At 31.0% G+C, this 20,866-nt stretch carries 20 protein-coding genes; 16 read left to right on the top strand and 4 right to left on the bottom strand.

Going from position 1 to position 20,866, the window contains the following annotated elements; all coding sequences use genetic code 11:
• Positions 1–3: 3 nt before the first annotated feature.
• From WG950_RS11625 to WG950_RS11615, 3 genes are all read left to right on the top strand, one after another.
• Positions 4–1,110, top strand: coding sequence for a bestrophin family protein (locus WG950_RS11625; RefSeq protein WP_340932547.1), 1,107 nt, complete (start codon positions 4–6; stop codon positions 1,108–1,110).
• Between the two features lie 120 nt (positions 1,111–1,230).
• Complete coding sequence (locus WG950_RS11620; protein ID WP_340935253.1) at positions 1,231–1,512, top strand: aquaporin; 282 nt, start codon at positions 1,231–1,233, stop codon at positions 1,510–1,512.
• Between the two features lie 174 nt (positions 1,513–1,686).
• Positions 1,687–1,941 (top strand): hypothetical protein, encoded by a 255-nt coding sequence (locus WG950_RS11615; protein ID WP_340932545.1) that lies wholly within the window; start codon positions 1,687–1,689, stop codon positions 1,939–1,941.
• Here the strand turns inward: WG950_RS11615 and WG950_RS11610 are convergent.
• Complete coding sequence (locus tag WG950_RS11610; protein ID WP_340932543.1) at positions 1,901–2,125, bottom strand: hypothetical protein; 225 nt, start codon at positions 2,123–2,125, stop codon at positions 1,901–1,903. The genes WG950_RS11615 and WG950_RS11610 overlap by 41 nt on opposite strands.
• A 189-nt stretch (positions 2,126–2,314) precedes the next feature.
• On the opposite strand from WG950_RS11610, the gene WG950_RS11605 reads away from it, so the two are divergent.
• From WG950_RS11605 to WG950_RS11545, 13 genes are all read left to right on the top strand, one after another.
• Positions 2,315–2,857, top strand: a complete 543-nt coding sequence (locus WG950_RS11605) for a hypothetical protein (protein WP_340932542.1) — start codon at positions 2,315–2,317, stop codon at positions 2,855–2,857.
• A gap of 166 nt (positions 2,858–3,023) precedes the next feature.
• On the top strand, positions 3,024–3,542 hold the full coding sequence (locus WG950_RS11600) for a hypothetical protein (RefSeq protein WP_340932540.1): 519 nt from the start codon (positions 3,024–3,026) through the stop codon (positions 3,540–3,542).
• Positions 3,543–3,701: 159 nt separating this feature from the next.
• Positions 3,702–4,292 carry a hypothetical protein gene (locus WG950_RS11595; protein WP_340932538.1) on the top strand — a complete coding sequence of 197 codons (591 nt, stop codon included), beginning with the start codon at positions 3,702–3,704 and terminating at the stop codon, positions 4,290–4,292.
• A 156-nt stretch (positions 4,293–4,448) separates the two neighbouring features.
• The gene (locus WG950_RS11590; protein ID WP_340932536.1) at positions 4,449–5,069 is read left to right on the top strand and encodes a hypothetical protein; all 621 of its coding nucleotides are present in this window, start codon (positions 4,449–4,451) and stop codon (positions 5,067–5,069) included.
• A 145-nt stretch (positions 5,070–5,214) separates the two neighbouring features.
• The gene (locus WG950_RS11585) at positions 5,215–6,294 is read left to right on the top strand and encodes a glycoside hydrolase family 53 protein (RefSeq protein WP_099567893.1); all 1,080 of its coding nucleotides are present in this window, start codon (positions 5,215–5,217) and stop codon (positions 6,292–6,294) included.
• 166 nt (positions 6,295–6,460) lie between these two features.
• Positions 6,461–7,060, top strand: coding sequence for a hypothetical protein (locus WG950_RS11580; protein WP_340932532.1), 600 nt, complete (start codon positions 6,461–6,463; stop codon positions 7,058–7,060).
• A 155-nt stretch (positions 7,061–7,215) separates the two neighbouring features.
• Positions 7,216–8,109: a hypothetical protein gene (locus tag WG950_RS11575; RefSeq protein WP_340932531.1), complete on the top strand. Its 894-nt coding sequence runs from the start codon at positions 7,216–7,218 to the stop codon at positions 8,107–8,109.
• A 252-nt stretch (positions 8,110–8,361) separates the two neighbouring features.
• Complete coding sequence (locus WG950_RS11570; protein ID WP_340932530.1) at positions 8,362–9,597, top strand: TCR/Tet family MFS transporter; 1,236 nt, start codon at positions 8,362–8,364, stop codon at positions 9,595–9,597.
• Between the two features lie 929 nt (positions 9,598–10,526).
• Complete coding sequence (locus tag WG950_RS11565; RefSeq protein ID WP_335977648.1) at positions 10,527–11,360, top strand: AraC family transcriptional regulator; 834 nt, start codon at positions 10,527–10,529, stop codon at positions 11,358–11,360.
• Positions 11,361–11,579: 219 nt separating this feature from the next.
• The gene (locus tag WG950_RS11560; protein ID WP_340932526.1) at positions 11,580–13,082 is read left to right on the top strand and encodes an aldehyde dehydrogenase family protein; all 1,503 of its coding nucleotides are present in this window, start codon (positions 11,580–11,582) and stop codon (positions 13,080–13,082) included.
• 95 nt (positions 13,083–13,177) lie between these two features.
• Entirely contained in the window at positions 13,178–13,684 is a 507-nt protein-coding gene (locus WG950_RS11555; protein WP_340932525.1) for a YqhA family protein, read from the top strand.
• A 255-nt stretch (positions 13,685–13,939) separates the two neighbouring features.
• Positions 13,940–14,404 carry a hypothetical protein gene (locus WG950_RS11550; RefSeq protein ID WP_340932524.1) on the top strand — a complete coding sequence of 155 codons (465 nt, stop codon included), beginning with the start codon at positions 13,940–13,942 and terminating at the stop codon, positions 14,402–14,404.
• 165 nt (positions 14,405–14,569) lie between these two features.
• Entirely contained in the window at positions 14,570–15,184 is a 615-nt protein-coding gene (locus tag WG950_RS11545; RefSeq protein ID WP_340932522.1) for a hypothetical protein, read from the top strand.
• A gap of 212 nt (positions 15,185–15,396) precedes the next feature.
• Here WG950_RS11545 and WG950_RS11540 read toward each other — a convergent pair whose 3' ends face one another.
• The 3 genes from WG950_RS11540 to WG950_RS11530 form a co-directional block, all read right to left on the bottom strand.
• Positions 15,397–16,038: a DUF6266 family protein gene (locus WG950_RS11540; protein WP_340932520.1), complete on the bottom strand. Its 642-nt coding sequence runs from the start codon at positions 16,036–16,038 to the stop codon at positions 15,397–15,399.
• A gap of 137 nt (positions 16,039–16,175) precedes the next feature.
• On the bottom strand, positions 16,176–16,616 hold the full coding sequence (locus tag WG950_RS11535) for a DUF6943 family protein (protein WP_340932518.1): 441 nt from the start codon (positions 16,614–16,616) through the stop codon (positions 16,176–16,178).
• Positions 16,617–17,639: 1,023 nt separating this feature from the next.
• Positions 17,640–20,864 carry a type I restriction endonuclease subunit R gene (locus tag WG950_RS11530; RefSeq protein ID WP_340932516.1) on the bottom strand — a complete coding sequence of 1,075 codons (3,225 nt, stop codon included), beginning with the start codon at positions 20,862–20,864 and terminating at the stop codon, positions 17,640–17,642.
• Between the last annotated feature and the right edge of the window lie 2 nt (positions 20,865–20,866).

Here is a 20,866-nt window from a genome sequence, read left to right as displayed (position 1 = left end):
TAAATGTACACAAAGCGTAATTATTCTTTAAAGCAGATTCTACTTTGGACACGGAAAGATATTTTTTATTTCGTAATACTTTCAACAGTACCTGTAATACTTTATACCGTTTTTCGTTGGTATTGGTTACATTTACCTTGGCTACCTATTAGTTTAATAGGTACTGCAGTAGCTTTCATTATTGGTTTTAAAAATAATGCTTCTTACGACCGTTTATGGGAAGCACGAAAAGTTTGGGGAGGCATTGTAAATACTTCTCGATCTTTAACTATAATGCTTAACGATTATGTAAATAATGAACATGCAAAAAAAATACTTTCAGATCAAGAATTATTCGAAATTAGAAAGACATTTATATTGCGTCACATAGCTTGGATGAGTTCGTTACGTCACGCTTTACGCACACCAAAGTCTTGGGAAGCAGAACCAAGAAAGAAAACTGGTATAGACTATAGAAAACACTTAGAAATTAGAGAGCAAAAATATTCACTTGAAGAAGAACTAAAAGGCTATTTATCTGAAGAAGAAAAGGACTATGTTTTAAGTAAAAAAAATAAGCAAGCAGCCTGTTTAAATTTACAATCAAAACATTTAAGTGCACTTAAAACAGAAGGCTATGTTTGGGAATTTGCCCATTTAGAGATTGAAAAGATGTTTGTTGAATTATTTACTCTTCAAGGTAAAGTAGAACGTATTAAAAATTTCCCTTATCCTCGTCAGTTTGCCACATTAAATAAGTTTTTTGTTTGGATTTTTGTTATTCTCCTACCATTTGGTATGATGAATGAATTTGATAAAATTGGGATAATCATCGTTGAAAGCATGGAACAATACAAACCTTATCCTAATTCAGGATTCCATTATTTAATAGAATTAATGGGGCATTATTTTATATGGTTTACTGTGCCTTTTAGCGTCATCATATCATGGGTTTTTAATACTATGGAGCGTGTAGGTGAAGCCTCTGAAAACCCTTTTGAAGGAGAAGGCAATGATGTGCCAATTACAACAATGTCTCGAGACATAGAGATTGATATTCGTCAAATGATTGGTGATCATGAAAATAATATACCTAAACCAGAGCCTGAAAAATTTAATACTCAATTATAATTTTATGTTTCGGCTCAAATTCTAGGAGCTATTTTTGCAAGTGGTTTACTAAAATTTACATTCTCTAAAAACTTAACGTTAGGAACTACAATTCCTTCTGGCTAGTTAGTACAATCGTTCATTTTAGAATTTGTTCTGACTTTCTTTTTAATGCTTACAATTTTAGGAGTAACATCTAAAAAAGAATTTTCATATATAGCAGGTCTTATAATTGGATTAGTTGTTACTGGAATTATTTTATTTTCAGGTCCAATTTCTGGAGGCTCGTTTAATCCTGCGAGAAGTTTGGCACCTGCAATTGTATCTGGAAACTTCATTGCTCTTTGGGTTTATATTACTGCACCAACTTTAGGAGCAATAGTCGCAATGTTAATTTGGAATTCATTTAACAAAACGGAGTAAAGCCAGCAGGTAACAACGTATATAAAAAATTGCTGCAAAGTGCTTAATTCATTGGCTTTTTTATATATTTATGGTCAGTTTAAATTCGAAAGGTTGGTGATTATTTACACGCAACTTTTCATATACAAACACGTTGGCAGTAATTGCTCACTCATAACCATAAAAATTGAAACTATGATAAATTTTAGAAACAACACTACGAAATTAAGGGAAAACAAAAATGAAATTTTAGATGCTAATTCTATTATAAACGAACAAATGAATGAGGTTATAAAAGGAATAAAATCTAAACTGAATACAATATCATCACAACACGATGCAGAAGTAACTTTAACTGGAAAAATAGATAAATTTACTTTAAGTGTTAAATCTGAAAGTGATGAATCCGCTAACATAATTGAAAAGTTAGTAAATGATTATTTAAAGTAATTTTTAACGAATTATGAATATCATCTTCAGAAACTGAAATTATTGAATCTTTAAACGTTGGTTTTATTTTAATTTGACTTTTAATGAAAGTTAAATCATCTGAACTGACTTTTATTTCACCTGAATTTAGAAGCTGAATAAAATCTTCTGAATTTACTTTTAATGAAATTTCTTTTTTTGACATAATATTTATATTTAAAATTAATAATCTGAATTGAAAAAACTACTGCCAACACCATATATAATTTATTGCTGGCTTTCTTCTCACTTGCGAAAATCCTCGCGGATTTTCTTGGTTAGTTTTTATTTATTAAATTAGTTGCTTAACCACGCAACAAACCATATATAAACACGTTGGGCATAATGTAAAAAAATGAGCAGATTTACTTCATATAAAATAGTTGAAAATAAACTTATTCTCACAGAAGATCTTTATTGGACTTTCGAACCTAATAGAAAAGATTCTATTCAGGTTTGGACATTCAATGATTTTGACAAAAAGAAAATAACAGTTGAAAATCTTGAAAATTTAATAAGTTATAATGAAGATGCTGACATTGAAATTGAAAATAAGAAAAGTCAAATAAAAATAGACATATTTACTTACTTCGATAACCAAAATTACGAAATACATTGTTCTAATTACGGAACTGAAATCAGACCATATAATATAGATGAATTGAATAAAATAATATTAAATAATGAAAATCAATTCGAAAAAGACAAGGACAAAATTCAAAAATATTCAGAATTTATAGAAAAATTGAGTGGATTTATTGAAAATGAAAAGACAAAAAGAGAAAGAATACTTAACCAACTAAATGAAACTAATTCGGAATCATCAAAAAAAGAAAAATCTAAACTAAAAGTATTGAAACAATTCGAAAATATGATACTAAATTTTAAACAGAAGTAAACACTATGCCCAACACCGTATATAATTTATTGCTGGCTTCTAGCCTACTTACGAAAGTCCTCGCGGACTTTCTTGGTCGGTAATTATTTACTAAATTAGTTGCTTAAACCACGCAACAAACAATATACAAAACCGTTGTGTGTAAGCTGAAAATCGTAACTAACGAATGAAAAAAATCCTAAAATTTAAACATTGGCAACTATTTATTTTGATAGTTCTGACTGCTGCATGGACATCACCAAGTCCTTTACAGGAAATTATTAGATTTATAGGTCTAATTACTTTTCTCATTTGGATTTATGCAATTGGAATTTATGGACAAAAGAAATTGGAATCTCTAAAACTTCCAAATTTGAACACTAAACTTTTTAAAATTAATATAATTCTATTTCCGATTTTATTAATCATTTCATTTCTGCTTTCGCCTGAACAAACTACTGAAAATACTCAAGCGGAATTTAACACTCAAACGATTTTACTAATTCCGATTACACTTTATATGTTTTTTGCATTATTTCAAACAATAGTTTTCTCTTGCAAAACACTTTCTATAATTGAACTGAAAAGAGAAGTGAAATTTTCTGACTATTTAGTGAATTTAATATTAACTCTATTTTTAATAATTGGAGTTTGGATTTTACAACCGAAAATAACAAAACTTATAGCTGAAACTGAAAATAATTGAGCGGAATGAAAAAAGCCTACACACAACACCGTATAAACTTTATTGCTAGTTTTAGCTCACTTGGGAAATTCCTTCGGAATTTCGCCGTTCGTGCTTTATTTAGTAAATTCATTGCCTAAACCACGCAACAAAGCTTATACAACAACGTTGGCATTAATTATGAAAAAAATAGTCATTTTAACAATAATATTTATAACTTTTACATCCTGTCATTTCCCTAATTATAGACATTCAGGAAATGTTAATTCAAGCTTAGATTTTAGAAAAGGAAAATGGTTATTAAATAATATAGAATCTCCAAAAGGAGTTAATTTTATTTTGTCAAAAATTGCACGTGAAAAATTTTCAAAATTATTAGGTGAAAGGTTTTCTACATTAAATCAATCTAAAGGAATTTTAGTTCCCCTGATTGAGAAAAATAATAATCTGAGAAAATCTACTCTAAGAGATATTAAGAATGGAACTGGTTTTGATTTCTTGATTAATATAAAAGCTAAAACTAATAAAAATGAAATAGGAGATTTACAAATTGGATCCGTTTATTCACGTCTTGAAAACAATGTAGAAGTTAGCATAGAAATATATGATTTAAATTTACTTGAAAGATTTTATTTTCATTCTGTTATTGGTCGTTTAACTGTTAAAGAAAATAATCAAGATTTTGCTTTTGCAAAAGGAACAGAAAACTTAACGATAAAAGGGTTTGAAAAAATTATGAAAAAAATAAAAAAGAACGAAAGAAAAAACTAATGCCAACACCGTATAAACTTTATTGCTGGTTTTAGCTCACTTGGGAAAATCCTACGGATTTTCTGCCGTTCGTGTTTTATTTAGTAAATTCACTGCTTAAAACACGCAACAAAGCTTATACATCAACGTTGTGTTTAATACAAGAAAAATCCCAAAATGAATGAACTTTTTGAATTAAATTCTGCAAACCTAAAAAAAGGATATTTATGGTTTACAGGAGTTTTGAATTTTATTTTCATTTTATTTTTAACTTTTTTTTATTCCGAATTATCTTTAAAATGGATAATTATTATCTTTTTCGGAACTTCAATTTTAGCACCAATTTTTATATTAAGTATTTGGAGTTATGAATGGTTTTATAATAGACGAAACGTTAAACGAATTTATTCTAAAAATCCATATAACAATCTGAAACAAATTGGATTTAATAATCGTACTAAATCTATAATTAGCATAAATGGAATGATTGACTATACTTATTTTTCAAAATTTAATAACTGGGAAATCTATTTTGAAATTAGTTTATCCAAACCAAAAATGGTAACTTTTAGCATTAATGGAAAAATTCCTGACTTAAAGAAAGCTCAAAACGTATTTGAGAAATTAAAAACTGAAAAAATAAAAATAGATGAATATGGAGTTTTTTGGGAAATTAATACAAAAAAGGAAAATTTGGTTACGATAGACTACATTGAAAATAAACTAAACAGTATGGTTAAAATAGCTGAAAAATTGAATTGTGAAAAAACAATAACATCTGAATATGAAAAGTACTAAACACAACACCGTATAAACTTTATTGCTGGTTTTGGCTCACTTAGGAAATTCCTACGGAATTTCGCCGTTCGTGATTTATTTAGTAAATTCACTGCTTAAACAACGCAACAAAGCTTATACATCAACGTTGCCAGTAATTTGAAAAATGAATAAAACATTACAAATATTAATAGCTCTTATGATTTTTACTTCTTGTAACAAAGAGGATATAAATACACCAATTCCAGAGAGTGAAAATTTGACATTTATTTCTGCTGTTGATATTTCAAGCTATCCTGAAATATCAAATTCAAATCCTACGTTTTATGATTTGGAAGGAAAGCAAAATGATTTCTTAACTATACTTAAAGATAATGGAATAAATACTGTTAGATTAAGACTTTGGGTAAATCCGAGTAATGAACACTCTGGATTTAATGAAGTAAAACAGTTTTCCAACACCTTAAGAACTTATGGTTTTAAAATTTGGCTAACTATTCATTATTCTGATACTTGGGCTGACCCTGCTCATCAAGAAACTCCAACACAATGGCAAGGAATAAGTTTTGCCCAATTGAAAGACAGTGTATATAATTATACTGAAAAAATTATGAATGAATTAAAACCAAATTATATTCAAATTGGAAATGAAATCAATTCTGGATTGCTTCACCCATCTGGTCATATTTCAAATAATTATCAAAAATTTAAAGAATTAATGAATATGGGGATTACGGCAGTAAGAGCAAATTCAACTGAAACTGAGATAATTTTACATTTTGCAGGTATTGAAGGTTCTGATTGGTTTTTTAATCAAGTAAATACATTAGATTATGATATTATAGGCTTATCATATTATCCAATTTGGCACGGAAAATCTTTAAATAACCTCAAAACTAAAATGCAAAATTTAAGTGAAACCCATAATAAAAAAATAATTATTGCAGAAACAGCCTACCCTTTTACACTTGAATGGAATGACTGGACAAATAACATTGTAGGTTTAGACGAACAACTGATTTTACCTGAATATCCAGCAACAATTGAAGGACAGAGAAAATTCATCAATCAAATTAAGACATTAACCAAAGAATTAGAAAATGGAATAGGATTATGTTATTGGGGAGCCGAATTAATTGCTTGGAAAGAAAATCAATCTACAGATGCTTCCCCTTGGGAAAATCAAGCATTATTTAACTTTGATAATAAAGCTTTACCTGTTTTGAGAGAATTTAAAAGTGAATAAAACTACTGGCAACAACGTATATAAAAAATAGCGGAATAAGTGCTTAAATGAAAGATGGTTAGTAAAACGAAGGTCAGTTATAAACCGAAAGTTCAGTGCGTAAAATCCGCTACTTTTCATATACAAGACCGTTGTGCATAATGTCCAAAAAAACCGCAGAAAATAAATGAAAAACCTGAATGGAACTTGGTTAAAGATTAAAACAGGAGACGACTATTGTCGACCAGAATTTATTGAATTCAATAACGACCAAATCATTCATTTTGAACTTGAATTAAAAAGCGGAAATGAATTATCAAAAGTACGAACTGAATGTAGCGAGAAACTTTCCGAATCAAAATATAAATTCGTAAATGACAATCGAATAAGAATATTCAGAATGGGAAAAACTCACACTGTGTTGAGCGAAACTGAATCTAAAACAGAGGATACTGAATTTGCGACTGACTATGAAAGAATTGAACCAACAAAAACGGAACTTGAATCTGAAAAAATTGAGACGCTCGAATTCAAAGCACAATGGAATAAAGAGAAAATACCATTAACGTTCAACAAAATTTTGGATAGTCCAGTAATCCAAGAACTGAATAAAAGAATGAAAAGAAATGGACGGAAATTAATATTAGAAAATTTGCAAGGAACTTATTTCGTATCAATTTTCGAAAATGACGAACGAGAAACACTAATTGGAATAAAGGAAATTGACGAGGAAAAAGCAATTCTATTTGGATTCCCAGAAAAACCATATGAAATTAAAGCTGAATAAAAAACACTATGCACAACACCGTATAAACTTTATTGCTTGTTTTAGCTCACTTGGGAAATTCCTTCGGAATTTCGCCGTTCGTACTTTATTTACTAAATTCACTGCTTAAACAACGCAACAAAGCTTATACAACAACGTTGGGTAACATATTACGAATGAAAGAAAAATTGTCTTTAATAATTATATTTTTTACTTTTTTTATAGGTAATTCTCAAGAAAGAGAAATTGAAAAGATTTACAGTGATTGTTATTTTAACTCAATGCCTAGCAATGGAAAAGAAGTTAAAAGAATCTATAAAACTTACGAAAAACAACTTATATCAAAAGGAATTTTAGCAGATAATTCTGGAGAAAGTTATTATACTTTATTTAGAAAAGTAATGTCTGAAAAGTTTATCGATAATAAAACAAATTATTCACTAATTGACTCAATTAATAAACTGGAATATTCTGATTTAATTCATTACAATATTAAATGTACTGAAAAAATTAAATCTTCAAAAAAATATATAAATTCAAATACTTTTTTACTTGAAAAAAGAATAGATTCTATCAAAGATAACTTTGATGCTGAAAAAGCAGCTGAAATTTATATAAAAACACTTAATGAAAAAGATTTTCAAATTGAATTTTATAAATTGAGAGCTTTATTAGTTTTAGAAATGAACAAATCTCTCCTTGAATTAGGAATAGGAAAACCTAAATATTCAAAAGAGAGAATTGAAAATTCTTTAAATATTTATTTTTCAGAAGAAAACTTAACTTCATTAAATGGGAAAAAAACTTCAAAAACGGAAATGGAAAATATTGTAATTGAATATTTATCTAGAAATAAAGAAAAATCATTAATAAGCGTTAAATCAAGTAGACAAGCGATTTATGGAGAATATTTAAAACTTAAAGAAAATTTAGAACTAATTTTTTTAAAATTCAAAAATAAAATATCAATTAAGCGTTTTAATAAAAAATTTGACAGTTTAACCAAAAATGAAAGAGAGGAAATTGAAAAAGAATATTCATTTGAAATTTACGATAAAGAACCTGAATAAAAAAATACGTTACCCAACACCGTACAAAATTAATTGCTTGCTTTTTGCTTACTTACGAAAATCCTCGCGGATTTTCTTTGTCAGTAATTATTTAGTAAATTTAGTGCTTAAACCATGCAACTAACCTTGTACAAACACGTTAGCGGTCATTGTAAATGTACAAGCATTAAACGCCCGACAAAAATTGAATTTATTATTAACAAACTGCATTATACTTTTCAGAGTAATGCTATAATTTATCGCTTCATAAAAATGAAATCAAATCATAAATCAACACTCATATTTGTATTAATAGTTGTCGTAATTGACACCGCAGGTTTTGGACTAATTTTTCCAGTTCTACCACAACTACTAATTAATCTACTTCATTCAGACATCAGCACAGCCGCCAAATACGGAGGCTGGCTCTCATTTGCTTATGCAATTATGCAATTTGTTTTTGCACCAGTTTTAGGGAATTTAAGCGACCAATATGGCAGGCGACCAGTACTTTTAAGCTCATTGTTTGGGTTTAGCATCGACTGCATTTTTCTTGCTTTTGCACCAAGTATTTTGTGGCTTTTTGTTGGGCGGACAATTGCAGGTATAACAGGAGCAAGCTATTCCGTTGCATCTGCTTGTGTTGCCGACATTAGCACAGACGATAATAGAACTAAAAATTTCGGACTTATAAACGCAGGCTTTGGTTTGGGGTTTATAATTGGACCCATAATTGGCGGAACATTGGGACAATTCGGAACTCATACACCCTTTATTGTTGCTGCTATTTTAAGTTTTATCAATTTTATTTTCGGCTATTACTTTTTCCCGGAATCGTTAAAAGCAAATAACCGCAGGAAATTTGACAGGAAAAGAGCTAATCCATTTGGTTCCCTCAAACACTTACAGAAATTCCCATTGATAAAAACTTTAGTGCTATCAATGATTTTTGTTTCCATCGCTAATCACAGTATGGAAAGTGTTTGGGCATTTTTCACCATTGAAAAATTTAAGTGGAGCACCTCTCTTGTTGGCTACTCATTAGCATTTATAGGCATTCTATCAATTATCGTTCAGTTATGGTTAGTCAGTATTTTGGCAAAAAAATTGGGCGACAAACGAATGGCAGTATTAGGATTTGTACTTATGATGACGGGCTTTTTTCTGTTTGCTTTTACACCGTGGCAATGGTTGCTCTTTACCGCTTTATTACTTTTCATAGTTGGTGGAATTCAAGGCACAGCCGTTCAAAGTATTATGTCTTCTGCAATGCCCGACAACGAACAAGGTGAACTTCAAGGTGCTTTAGGCAGTTTAATGGGCTTGACAACTCTGATTGCACCACCGTTAATGACAAGCAGTTTTTCTTACTTTACGGGAAAACAATCCGAGATTTATTTTCCAGGAATTCCTTTTTTAATTGCTTCAATATTGACATTAATTAGTTTAATTTTGTTTCTTAAAAGTTTTAAAAAATCAAATAGACTGATAAAATCGGTGGACAAGTAATGACCATATAGACAGAAAACAACGAACCGCTAACAGCACCTAAAAAAAATGGCGGGCGAAGTGCGAATATAAACAGTTGTGCAACTAATAAACATTGTGCGTTTAGACAGTTTAGTGTTCCAAAGCCGCCACTTCTTTTAGCCGCAACCCGTTGGGCGTAAGTAATAACGAACTTCAACAAAAAATCTGAAATAATTTTTAAAATATCTTTTTTTAAGAAAAAACAGGTTTTAAGAGTTGCACTTTTAATACCAATTAGGAAAATTAGAAAGAACAGAATTTTTTAAGACTATTAAATACAAGAACCTTAAAAACTGTGTGAAATACAAAAATCCTTATTTTTAAAGTAAAATAGGTTTACTAGTAAAAGTAGGAATTCTAAAACATCTGAAATACAACAACTGTAAGAACTATAAGAAAAATAAAAATCTTAATTTTTAAGATAAAATAGGTTAACTAGTAAAAGCAGGAATTTTAAAACAACTGAAATACAACAACTGTAAGAATTATACGAAAAAATAAAAATCCAAATTTTTAAGATAGTATTGTTTAACTAGTAAAAGCAGGAATTTTAAAACAACTGAAATACAATAACTGTAAAAACTGTGCGAAAAATGAAAATCCTGATTTTTAAAGAAAAATAGGTTAACTAGTAAATGCAGGAGTTTTAAAACAATTGAAAATAAAGTAATGAATAGACTGCACGAAAATTAACTTTGAATATTAAAATAAATTTAATTTAAATAAGAAAAAATCGAAATAACAAATAACCTACGCCCAACAACGTGTATATTTTATTGCTAGCTTTTAGCCTTTTTACGAAAATCCTTGCGGATTTTCTATTAAGTATATATTTGCTAACTTTACGCTAAATCAACGCAACAAAGCATACACAAAACCGTTACCTGCAAGCTGAAAAAAAAATCCTTATGCCAATAGAAAACATACCAGAAATCTACATCCAGGACAAAAAAGAAAGTCCTGATTTGTTCGTTTATGATTTTAAAATGACCAATGACGTTGTTAAAAGTAAGGTGAATTTAAGCATGAATATGTTTAGCTTTTTACAAGTTGGTAAAAAACAGGTGCATTTTGCAGACACTTCCGTAGCAGTAAATAAAGACCAATCCTTATTGCTAAAAAAAGGGAACTGGTTATGGACAGAATTACTGGATAAAGAAGCGATCTATTATTGTAAACTGTTATTTTTTTCGGAAGAGAAACTACTGGAGTTTTTAAAAAAGCACACTAAAAACACACTGCTGAATAAAGATGAGATAGCATATTTTGTGATAGAAAATGATACCTATATCTCTTCTTACTTAAATTCATTATCCACTTTAAGCAATGCGCCTTCATCATTTTCAGAAAATTTACTTTCAATAAAGTTTGAGGAAATTATGCTTTATCTATTAAATAAATATGGAGAAAATTTTGAAATTTATTTACAGTCTTTAATTTCTAAAGAGGTTTCTCCTTTTAAAAAGACAGTGGAAAGTAATGTGTATTCCAATTTAAAGCTGGGAGAAATAGCCTTTTTATGTAATATGAGCTTATCCACCTTCAAGCGCCATTTTACATCTGAATACAATGAAGCACCCGGAAAATGGCTTCAAGATAAACGCCTTCAAAAAGCAATGGAGTTATTGCAAGAAGGATCTTTAAAACCCTCTGATATCTATTTAGATATAGGTTATAATAACCTCTCCAACTTCAGCACAGCCTTCAAAAATAAGTTCGGAAAAAGCCCAAAGGATATTTAATAAAAATCAACCAATCACACTAACCATCTTAAAATCAACAAAGTAAATATAGTACTACTCAGCTGTTACTCTTCTAAAATACACTTTGACCTTTTTTCATAAGTTATTGAGCTGTTTCAATAAGTTAAAAAGTGAACACTCGCCATACATTTGCACTGTAATTACAAACGCTTGTTTAAAGCAAGTACAAATTCAGAAAAATAACTTAAACAAATAATTATGGCAAATGTAAAAAAACCTGTATTCAAAGAAAGATACGGGAACTTTATTGGAGGAAAATTCGTGGCACCTGTAAAGGGTCAGTATTTTGACAACGTATCTCCTGTAGATGGAAAAGTATTTACCCAAGCAGCACGTTCAACCCAAGAAGATGTAGATCTTGCTTTAGATGCAGCACACGAAGCATTCCCGTCTTGGAGCACATCTTCAGCAACCGAGCGTAGCAATATGCTTTTAAAAATTGCACAAGTAATGGAAGACAACTTCGAGTACTTGGCAACTTTGGAAACAATCGATAATGGGAAACCAATTCGTGAGTCTCGTGCAGCTGATATTCCTTATTGTATTGATCACTTTCGTTATTTCGCAGGTGTTATCCGTGCAGACGAAGGAAGTGTTTCAGAACACGACAAAGACACGGTAAGTATTGTATTGCACGAACCTATAGGTGTTGTTGGAGAAATTATTCCTTGGAACTTCCCAATGTTAATGCTAGCATGGAAAATTGCTCCAGCTTTAGCTGCAGGTTGTACAGCGGTTGTTAAGCCGGCAGAACAAACTCCTACCAGTGTTATGGCGTTAATGGAACTTATAGGCGACATTTTACCTGCAGGTGTATTAAACATCGTAACTGGTTTCGGCGCAGAAGCTGGACAAGCTTTAGCAACATCTAAACGTATTGCAAAACTTTCATTTACTGGCTCTACCGAAACAGGACGTAAAGTATTGCACAATGCTGCAGAAAACATTATTCCAGTAACTATGGAATTAGGTGGAAAATCTCCAAACATTTTCTTCCCATCTGTTGCAGAACAAGATGATGAGTTTTTCGACAAGGCTATTGAAGGCGCGTTAATGTTCGCACTTAACCAAGGAGAAATCTGTACATCACCATCACGTATTCTTGTCCATGAAGATATTGCAGACCTTTTTATCGAAAGAATGCAAGCACGTTTAAAAGATGTTAAAACTGGGGACCCATTAGATCCTGAAACGATGATTGGTTCTCAAGTATCTAAAGCACAATACGAGAAGATTTTAGGATATATCAATATTGGTAAAGAAGAAGGTGCAACGGTATTAGCTGGTGGTGACGCTGGTAATTACGAAGGCGCACTTTCTGAAGGATACTACATCCAGCCTACCGTTTTAAAGGGTGATAACAATATGCGTGTATTCCAAGAAGAAATTTTTGGCCCAGTTGTAGCCTTAACTACATTCAGTTCTACCGAGGAAGCTATTGCTATTGCTAACGATACGCCTTACGGATTAGGTGCAGGTGTTTGGTCTCGTGATGCACACGAATTATTCCAAGTTCCTAGATCTATTCAAGCAGGTAGAGTTTGGGTAAACCAATACCATACCTATCCTGCTCACGCTCCATTTGGTGGTGTTAAGGAATCAGGATTTGGTCGTGAAAACCATAAAATGGCATTAGATCATTACCGTGTTGTAAAAAACATGTTGATATCTTACGACAAGAAACCAATGGGATTCTTTTAATTGAAACCTCTATTTAGTTTTAATAAAACCCCGGAAATTCCGGGGTTTTAATTTTTAGTAAAGCAGCTGTAATAGCTCTAAAACTCATTTATATTATGAAAAAAACATTCTATCTATTCCGATATATCAGCTGGATAGCAATTATAGGCTCTCTACTTGGTTCGCTTCTACTTTTTGTCGTTGGAGCCTTAAAAACCATCAACGCTTTTAGAGTTGTGCTATTCGATTACATTCCAAAAGACAAAGCCCATTTACATACTGCAGATATAGCAACAACTTATCTTATTAAATCTTTAGACACTTTCTTGATTGCTTTGGTGCTTTTCATTTTTGCCCATGGAGTATATACTTTATTCATATCTAACAAAAAATTTGATGATGGAAATGGTGTTTTAAAATGGATTAGAACCCCAAACATCGGACATTTAAAAAATGTACTTGCCGAAGTCATTGTGATTATTCTATTTGTAAAATTTCTTGAAGTAGTATTTGTGAATATTGACAACCTTAAATGGGAATTAATAATACTCCCTGCTTCAATTGTGCTTTTGGCTCTAGGTTTAAAATTTTTAAGCCTAAATAAAGAAGGAACAGAAAAATAACAACAACTGTTACTAATTAGGGGAATAAAGCCTGCAGGTAACACCGTATAAAATTAATTGCTGCTCAAGGCTACCCCATTGGTCGTTTTGTATTTGGAAAACCACTATTAAAGCAGTTTTGTTATGATTTTTAGATTTCAGGTTTTCAACCCGATTTTATAAGGATAAAACAGCTTTAATAGCTTATTTCTTAATCCGAAAATTTAAACATATTTTCACGCAACTAATCTTATACAATCACGTTAGCTGTCATTTATGAGCAACACCGAAAACAGATACTATTGTGACGATTCATTGAAATATGGAGAAGAAGAAAAGTGGCAATATTTACTTGATTATGCTCTTGAAAAGGCTGAATTTGTTGAATTCAATGTACTTTATACAAATCAAGAAATTACACTTGAAATTGAATCTCTTTCTGAATTTTTAGTAGAAAAAAACAAAAGGGGTGAAAAAATTTACTCTAATGGAAATTATTTTGTCAGATATAAATTATCAGATGAATTAAAGGAATTTATCAAATCAAAAAAATACGGAGATTGGAATGGTTATAATTATGAAGATATGAGTTTTGTGAAAAATGGAAAAGAATTTTTTGCAACAAATACTCACGAAAATCTTATAATTATAGAAATGAATAAAAATTTGAAAGAAAAATTAACTGAAAAAAAGTTTAACTTTTGGTGTGATTGGGGAAAAAATCCAGCAAAATCGGAATAAAACTAAACCGAATTAAAAAACGTCAGCTAACACCGTGTAAAAAAAATTGCTTAATTTTAGCTTAATCAAAGTTAGTCGCATTTTTGTAAACTTCTATTTTCCTTCGGAAAATAGCCGTTCACTTTAAACGCAACTTTCCATAACACAAACACGTTGTACAAAATTATGAAAAAGCTACTTCTGATAATTTTCCTAATTCCGATTTTAATTATTGCTCAAGAAAAAAAGGATGCTGAAGCACAAAATAATTGGTATAAGAAGGCTGAAATGGAATTAAATGAACGTCAAATAAATAGAGCTTTTTCTTCTTACAGGTTTGCATATGAATTGCTTCCTGAAAGTAAAACAGGAAAAAAATCTTTGAAATTATCTGACTCTTTAAAATCTACTTTAAGGAAAAAGTTAATTAGAAATATAGAAGGAAATTGGAAAATAAAGATATTAAGTAAAATAAAAAGTGAGAAAGATAAAAAACACTATGAAAAACTTGGAAAATTTTTACGTATAACTAAAGATTCTATTTTTTATTACACAAGTAAACAAAATTTAAAAGCAAACGATCCTAATATCAGTTTGAAAATAAAATTTTGTGAATTAATGAATTATTTCCCAAGTTATTCTGACTTTTTACATTCAAATAATGAAATTTGGAATTATAATATTGATTCTACAAAAAGCAATTTAACAATTCTAAATTATGGAAAAATAGATAATGGTGGAGAAAGTAGAACTGGAAATATTAGTCATCCTTCTGGATATACATACAATCGAATAAAATAAAAAAACTTTGTACAACACCGTGTTGTGTAGATAAAACTCTGTATGTGTTGATTTTATTGACTTATTTAGAAACAAATTAAAAGAGGTACAACATAGGTACAACTTTTTAAACTATAAATTTGAGAAGTAGAAATAGTGATCTAAAAGCATAAAAAAACCGTTACAAATATATTGTAACGGTTTCTTTTTGTATGTATTTACGCTTAAAGTTATTAAGCTGCCGTACCAGAGCCTAAATACAAACTGTTTGATACTTGTGTACCATCAGCGGAAACAAACGCAATAAACAGCTCTACTGTATCGCCTGCATAAGTTCCTGGTAGTGTTACTGTTTGAGAACCTGCAGTTCTAATTGCCCCATCTAAAATATACATTGATTCTTTTTTACTTGGATTGTAAACTAAAACCATTGCTTTATCAGTTGTATTTGCATTACCCTCTAATGAGTTATCATCCCAAGCAAAAGAAACTTGTCCTGCTGTTGCTAAATCTGTAGTTGCATTTAATGCTCCAGATAATGAACCTCTACTTAATAGAGCGTTAGAATAATCTACCGTAAAGTTTGGCGCAGTACCTCCTACTGCATTATTCAACACATAAGACATTGCAGCATTAAATTCTGTTTTCTTTGTCGCAAATGACTTGTAACCGACTTTCAAGAACTCTTTGTTCGGTTGTAAATACTCCAATGTAACAGTAAATTTATTACGCTGATTGACTTGCCCCTCTGTTCGAGGATTCGCCACACTTGATGGCTTAATTCTGATGTAGTCAATACCTTTCCAACTACCACCAATTACGTTACCTACTTTTCCTGATAACCCTCCTAAAATTCCTTGGGATATTTTCCCCATAACTATAAATATTTAAAATTAATACACGTTCGGATTTGGTACGGACTTAATATTGCTTTTAAACTTTGTTTACTCTTCTAATATAACGAAAATTATGCCATTCTGTTACTGTTTTAGTGCGTTGTGATGCCTTTGCATTAGACTTCTTTCGTTTGCATTAGATTGAAACAATTTCGGATATATGCAACCTTTAAAACTGCCATTTTATCAATGACATTTTGTAACTCTTTTTCTTTTTTACTAATAACCTCAACCGCTTTAATATGTTTCTGTATTAAATCGCCTGCATTACTATTTGATTTTAAACTGCTTTTAAGCGTTTTTCTGCAATCATCTATTGAAATAAACGGAATAACACTACCTTTTAAATAATAAGCGTAAAAACCGCCTATTTGTAGCATCATAGATAAATGAAACAGCGTGTTTTTTTCTTTTTCGGTTGCAGTTTTCACTACAAAACAGTTAGGACAAGGATTTGAAAGCGGTTTTCCGCTGTTTAGACCTTTATTTAGTATAAAAAAATGAGGTTTCGAGTAAGCTCTTCCGCTTCGGTGTGTTTTCAGTTCAAAAGTTGACATAGCTATCCAATTAAAAATTTGCTTCGCTACGCTTCGCGCCATTATTTTTGGAAAAGAAAGAAAAAAGATGTGCTATCTAAAAGTGCCTTGGATAAGACTGTCAAGGTTTTTGGATAAAAGTTTTTTGAGTTAAAATGTTTAATGAAAAAGAAGAAATATTGTGAAAAAAGTTTTATTCAAAACCCGTAGGGCTTGACCTTTACAGGCTTTTAGCGTTGGCTGTAGCAAGGCACTTATATTTGCTATCTTTTTTATTTTTTTATAGTTCTAAATATGATGTTAGGACATTTTTATTTCTTAGTGAAATGGAATAAACAAAGACTTGAGATAAGGAATACTTGGACTTAACGATGGTTTTGTGCAATGGAATGAGATAAGAAATAAAAACAATATTAAAGTACGTAGTGCGCTGGCAGTAGCGGAAATAAGTGTATTGCCCTTTATTTGTTTTACTTCCTTTTCTTTTATTGTACTAATGTTATTGACAAATGAATGGTAATACTCTTATTTGGATTTTTTGATTTTATAGGTGCTTTACAAATTATCTTATATAAACCCCAACTTCAAAATTAAAAGTCTTGTTGAAATGAAACTAAAAAAGCACTTATAAAAACAATGCAAGAACCTAGGAATGTTCATTGTTAGTTCAAAATGTTGTTATATGTAAGGAAGTGCGCGTTGGATGAGCGGATATTTTACATAATAGCAGTTATAGCTACCAAAACATAAAAACTTAGCGTAGCGTACCAATGAAAAGGTTTTTGCTACTATAACTTCTATTATGTAACATAGCTTTGGGTTGGTTTTTTGGCGTAATAGTTGTTTGAGCGTAGGCAATGGCTCTTTGCTTTTTTATTGTACCAATTAAGAAAAATAGATACGTTTAAATAAAACAAGCAATGTGCCATTATAGCGTTGGGTACAAGTATTATGACATAAAACTAACTATGCGGTGGCGCGCGGAACAACACAAAAAACAGAGGATTTTGAGGTACGAAAAAACTGGGTTTTGTGTTGTGGGGACTATTTAGTCCAATGATTTGCTAATAATTCAGCTTGTTTTAATACGGTATCTGTTGCTAATTTTTGAAGGTCTGGTGGATAGCCAAATTTTCTTAGTGCTCTTTTTACCATTACTTTCAATTTGGCACGAACACTTTCTTTAATTGTCCAATCTATTGTTGCATTGTTTTTTACAACTTCCGATAAATGGACAGCTAACTCTCTTAAAACTTCATTACCCAACACTTCTTTTGCACTTTCATTTTCTGCAATTGCATAGTAGAAGGCTAATTCTTCATTGGTTAAGCCTGTGTCTTTATCGGCTTTGTCTTTATTTTTTATGCTATTGGCTAACTCTATCAATTCTTCTATTACTTCTGCTGCTGTAAGAATTTTATTTTGATATTTTTTAATAGAATTTTCAAGCATCTCCATTAAGGATTTACTCTGTATTAGATTTGTTTTTGCTCTTGATTTTATTTCGTCATTAAGCAATTTTTTTAATGTTTCTAATGCTAAGTTTTTATGCTCCATATCTTTGATTTCCATAAGGAAATCATCAGATAGGATTGAAATGTCAGGTTTCTTGATACCTGCTGCATCAAACACATCTATCACACCATCTGAAACTAATGCTTTATCAATTACTTGTCTGATAGCTGATTCTATTTCGTCATCTGATGTACCTGAGCCAGTAGTATCGAATTTTTGAAGCCTTGATTTAACCGCTTGAAAAAAGCCTATTTCATCTTTAGCATCTAATGCTTGCTCGTGAGGTATAGCAATTGCAAACGCTTTAGACAATGCTGTAACTTCATTGATAAAACGTTTTTTACCATCTTCAATACTCAAAATATGCTCTTCTGCTGCTAATATTATTTTAAGTTTAGTTTTGGTATCAGCTGTAAAATATTCTTCATACAATAAACCTTTATTTCTCCCTAAATATGGAACGGATGGATCTTCTACTAATGAAGTAAAATCGCTGGAATAGCCTTGTTCTGGTTTCTCTAAAAACATTTGAGACACAACTTCTAACTTCTCTAACATTAGTTGAACTGCTTGTTCTTGTGCAATGGTTGGGTCTCCTTTTCCTCCACTATCCGAATAAAAGGCTAATGCCTTTTTAAGGTCTGATGCTATACCCAAATAATCAACAACTAAACCACCTGGTTTATCTTTATAAACTCTATTTACTCTTGCAATAGCTTGCATTAAATTATGGCCTTTCATTGGCTTGTCAATGTATAAGGTGTGCATAGAAGGAGCATCAAAACCTGTTAACCACATATCTCTAACTATTACTAATTTTAATTCGTCTTTTGGGTCTTTCATACGGTCTGCTAATGCTCTACGCTGTTGCTTTGTGGTATGATGTTTTGCCATTTCTGGACCATCAGAAGATGATGCAGTCATTATTACTTTTATTGCTCCTTTGTCTAAATCGTCATTGTGCCAATCTGGTCTTAAAGTGGTAATAGCTTTGTATAATTCTGCTGCTATTCTTCTCGACATAGAAACTACCATTGCTTTACCTTCAAAAACCTCTTGCCGAGCTTCAAAATGTGTTACTACATCTTTAGCGATACTTTTTACTCTTTTTTCACTACCAACTAAGGCTTCTAATTTTGTCCATTTTGCTTTAGCCTTTTGGGTTTCGTTTAATTCAATTTCGCCTAATTCCTCATCTAAATCTTCAACCAGTTTTTTACCTTTTTCTGTTAAGGCAATTTTAGCCAATCTACTTTCATAAAATATTCTAACTGTTGCACCATCTTCTACTGCTTGGGCTATATCATATATATCTACATAGTTCCCAAAAACTGCTGATGTGTTTACGTCTGTATTTTCAATAGGTGTTCCTGTAAAACCTAAATAAGTGGCATTTGGTAAAGCATCACGCATATACTTTGCAAAGCCATACACTACTTTATTACCTACTACGTTACCGTCTGCATCTTTTTCATCTATGGTTTTTGCTTTAAAACCATATTGTGTTCTGTGAGCTTCATCTGCTACAACAATGATGTTTTTACGTTCTGAAAGGGTTTCAAAAATGTTTCCTTCTTCTGGTTGGAATTTTTGAATAGTGGCAAAAACAACTCCACCTGATGCAACTTTTAGCAACTCTTTTAAGTGATGGCGATTTTCAGCTTGTACCGGTGTTTGTCTTAATAATTGAGTGGATGAAGCAAAGGTGTCAAATAATTGGTCGTCTAAATCATTTCTATCTGTTATGACTAATATGGTAGGGTTGTTTAGATTTAAAACTATCTTACCTGAATAGAAAACCATAGACAAAGACTTTCCAGAGCCTTGTGTATGCCATACTACACCACCTTTTCTGTCGCCATCTTCAACACTTGCCAATTGTGTGCTTATAACTGCTTTGTTAACTGCATAGTATTGATGATAGGCTGCTATTTTTTTTACTGTTTCTATGGTAGTAATTCCTGTTTTTAAATCTTCTTTTTTAGATTTTTCAAATACAATAAAATGGCGAATAAGGTCTAAAACGGTTTTTTTATTTAGCATCCCATTAATTAGCGTTTCCATTTCAGGAATAAGATGTGATGCTTCACTTTCTCCGTCTGCTGTTTTCCAAGACATAAAACGTGTAAAACCTGCCGATAATGAACCAGCTTTGGCTTCTGTACCGTCTGATATTACCAATATGCTGTTGTAGGTAAATAATGATGGAATTGTAGCTTTATAGGTTTGTATTTGCTTGTAAGCCGACCTTATTGTTGCATTTTCATCTACTGCATTTTTTAGCTCTATGACTACTAAGGGTAAACCATTTACAAATAGAATTACATCTGGTCTTTTGTTGTTGTTATTTTCAATAACAGTAAACTGATTGATAACATTAAATTCATTGTTATTTACCGTATCAAAATCAACTAATTTTACAATATCTCCTCTTTGGCTTCCGTCTTTTTGATAAGTTACATTTATGCCCTCTGTGAGCATTTTATGAAATGTTTCGTTATCTGTTAATAAATCAGGTGTACCAATACGCAATACTTGTTTTAGAGCATCTTCTTTAGCATTACTTGGAATACTTGGATTGATGCGGTCAATTGCATTTTGAAGCCTTTCGGTAAGAATAACTTGGTCAAAAGAAGTTCTTTCTTGTGCATCTGTATCAGGTGCAATATCTGGACCATAGATATAGGAATACCCAAGTTTTTCTAATTCTTCTATTGCATATAATTCTATGTCGTTTTCTGTAATTTTTGCCATAG

This window comes from Polaribacter marinaquae (assembly GCF_038019025.1).
In the GTDB taxonomy this organism is placed as follows: domain Bacteria; phylum Bacteroidota; class Bacteroidia; order Flavobacteriales; family Flavobacteriaceae; genus Polaribacter; species Polaribacter marinaquae.
The sequence above is the reverse complement of the archived record's forward strand: the minus strand, read 5'-3'. Positions and strand labels throughout refer to the sequence as shown.

What these genes read in the sequence shown, in the direction of transcription:
- WG950_RS11625 (WP_340932547.1), top strand. Translation starts at nt 4, where the DNA reads ATGTACACAAAGCGTAATTATTCTTTAAAGCAGATTCTACTTTGGACA.
- WG950_RS11615 (WP_340932545.1), top strand. Translation starts at nt 1,687, where the DNA reads ATGATAAATTTTAGAAACAACACTACGAAATTAAGGGAAAACAAAAAT.
- WG950_RS11610 (WP_340932543.1), bottom strand. Translation starts at nt 2,125, where the DNA reads ATGTCAAAAAAAGAAATTTCATTAAAAGTAAATTCAGAAGATTTTATT.
- WG950_RS11605 (WP_340932542.1), top strand. Translation starts at nt 2,315, where the DNA reads ATGAGCAGATTTACTTCATATAAAATAGTTGAAAATAAACTTATTCTC.
- WG950_RS11600 (WP_340932540.1), top strand. Translation starts at nt 3,024, where the DNA reads ATGAAAAAAATCCTAAAATTTAAACATTGGCAACTATTTATTTTGATA.
- WG950_RS11595 (WP_340932538.1), top strand. Translation starts at nt 3,702, where the DNA reads ATGAAAAAAATAGTCATTTTAACAATAATATTTATAACTTTTACATCC.
- WG950_RS11590 (WP_340932536.1), top strand. Translation starts at nt 4,449, where the DNA reads ATGAATGAACTTTTTGAATTAAATTCTGCAAACCTAAAAAAAGGATAT.
- WG950_RS11585 (WP_099567893.1), top strand. Translation starts at nt 5,215, where the DNA reads ATGAATAAAACATTACAAATATTAATAGCTCTTATGATTTTTACTTCT.
- WG950_RS11580 (WP_340932532.1), top strand. Translation starts at nt 6,461, where the DNA reads ATGAAAAACCTGAATGGAACTTGGTTAAAGATTAAAACAGGAGACGAC.
- WG950_RS11575 (WP_340932531.1), top strand. Translation starts at nt 7,216, where the DNA reads ATGAAAGAAAAATTGTCTTTAATAATTATATTTTTTACTTTTTTTATA.
- WG950_RS11570 (WP_340932530.1), top strand. Translation starts at nt 8,362, where the DNA reads ATGAAATCAAATCATAAATCAACACTCATATTTGTATTAATAGTTGTC.
- WG950_RS11565 (WP_335977648.1), top strand. Translation starts at nt 10,527, where the DNA reads ATGCCAATAGAAAACATACCAGAAATCTACATCCAGGACAAAAAAGAA.
- WG950_RS11560 (WP_340932526.1), top strand. Translation starts at nt 11,580, where the DNA reads ATGGCAAATGTAAAAAAACCTGTATTCAAAGAAAGATACGGGAACTTT.
- WG950_RS11555 (WP_340932525.1), top strand. Translation starts at nt 13,178, where the DNA reads ATGAAAAAAACATTCTATCTATTCCGATATATCAGCTGGATAGCAATT.
- WG950_RS11550 (WP_340932524.1), top strand. Translation starts at nt 13,940, where the DNA reads ATGAGCAACACCGAAAACAGATACTATTGTGACGATTCATTGAAATAT.
- WG950_RS11545 (WP_340932522.1), top strand. Translation starts at nt 14,570, where the DNA reads ATGAAAAAGCTACTTCTGATAATTTTCCTAATTCCGATTTTAATTATT.
- WG950_RS11540 (WP_340932520.1), bottom strand. Translation starts at nt 16,038, where the DNA reads ATGGGGAAAATATCCCAAGGAATTTTAGGAGGGTTATCAGGAAAAGTA.
- WG950_RS11535 (WP_340932518.1), bottom strand. Translation starts at nt 16,616, where the DNA reads ATGTCAACTTTTGAACTGAAAACACACCGAAGCGGAAGAGCTTACTCG.
- WG950_RS11530 (WP_340932516.1), bottom strand. Translation starts at nt 20,864, where the DNA reads ATGGCAAAAATTACAGAAAACGACATAGAATTATATGCAATAGAAGAA.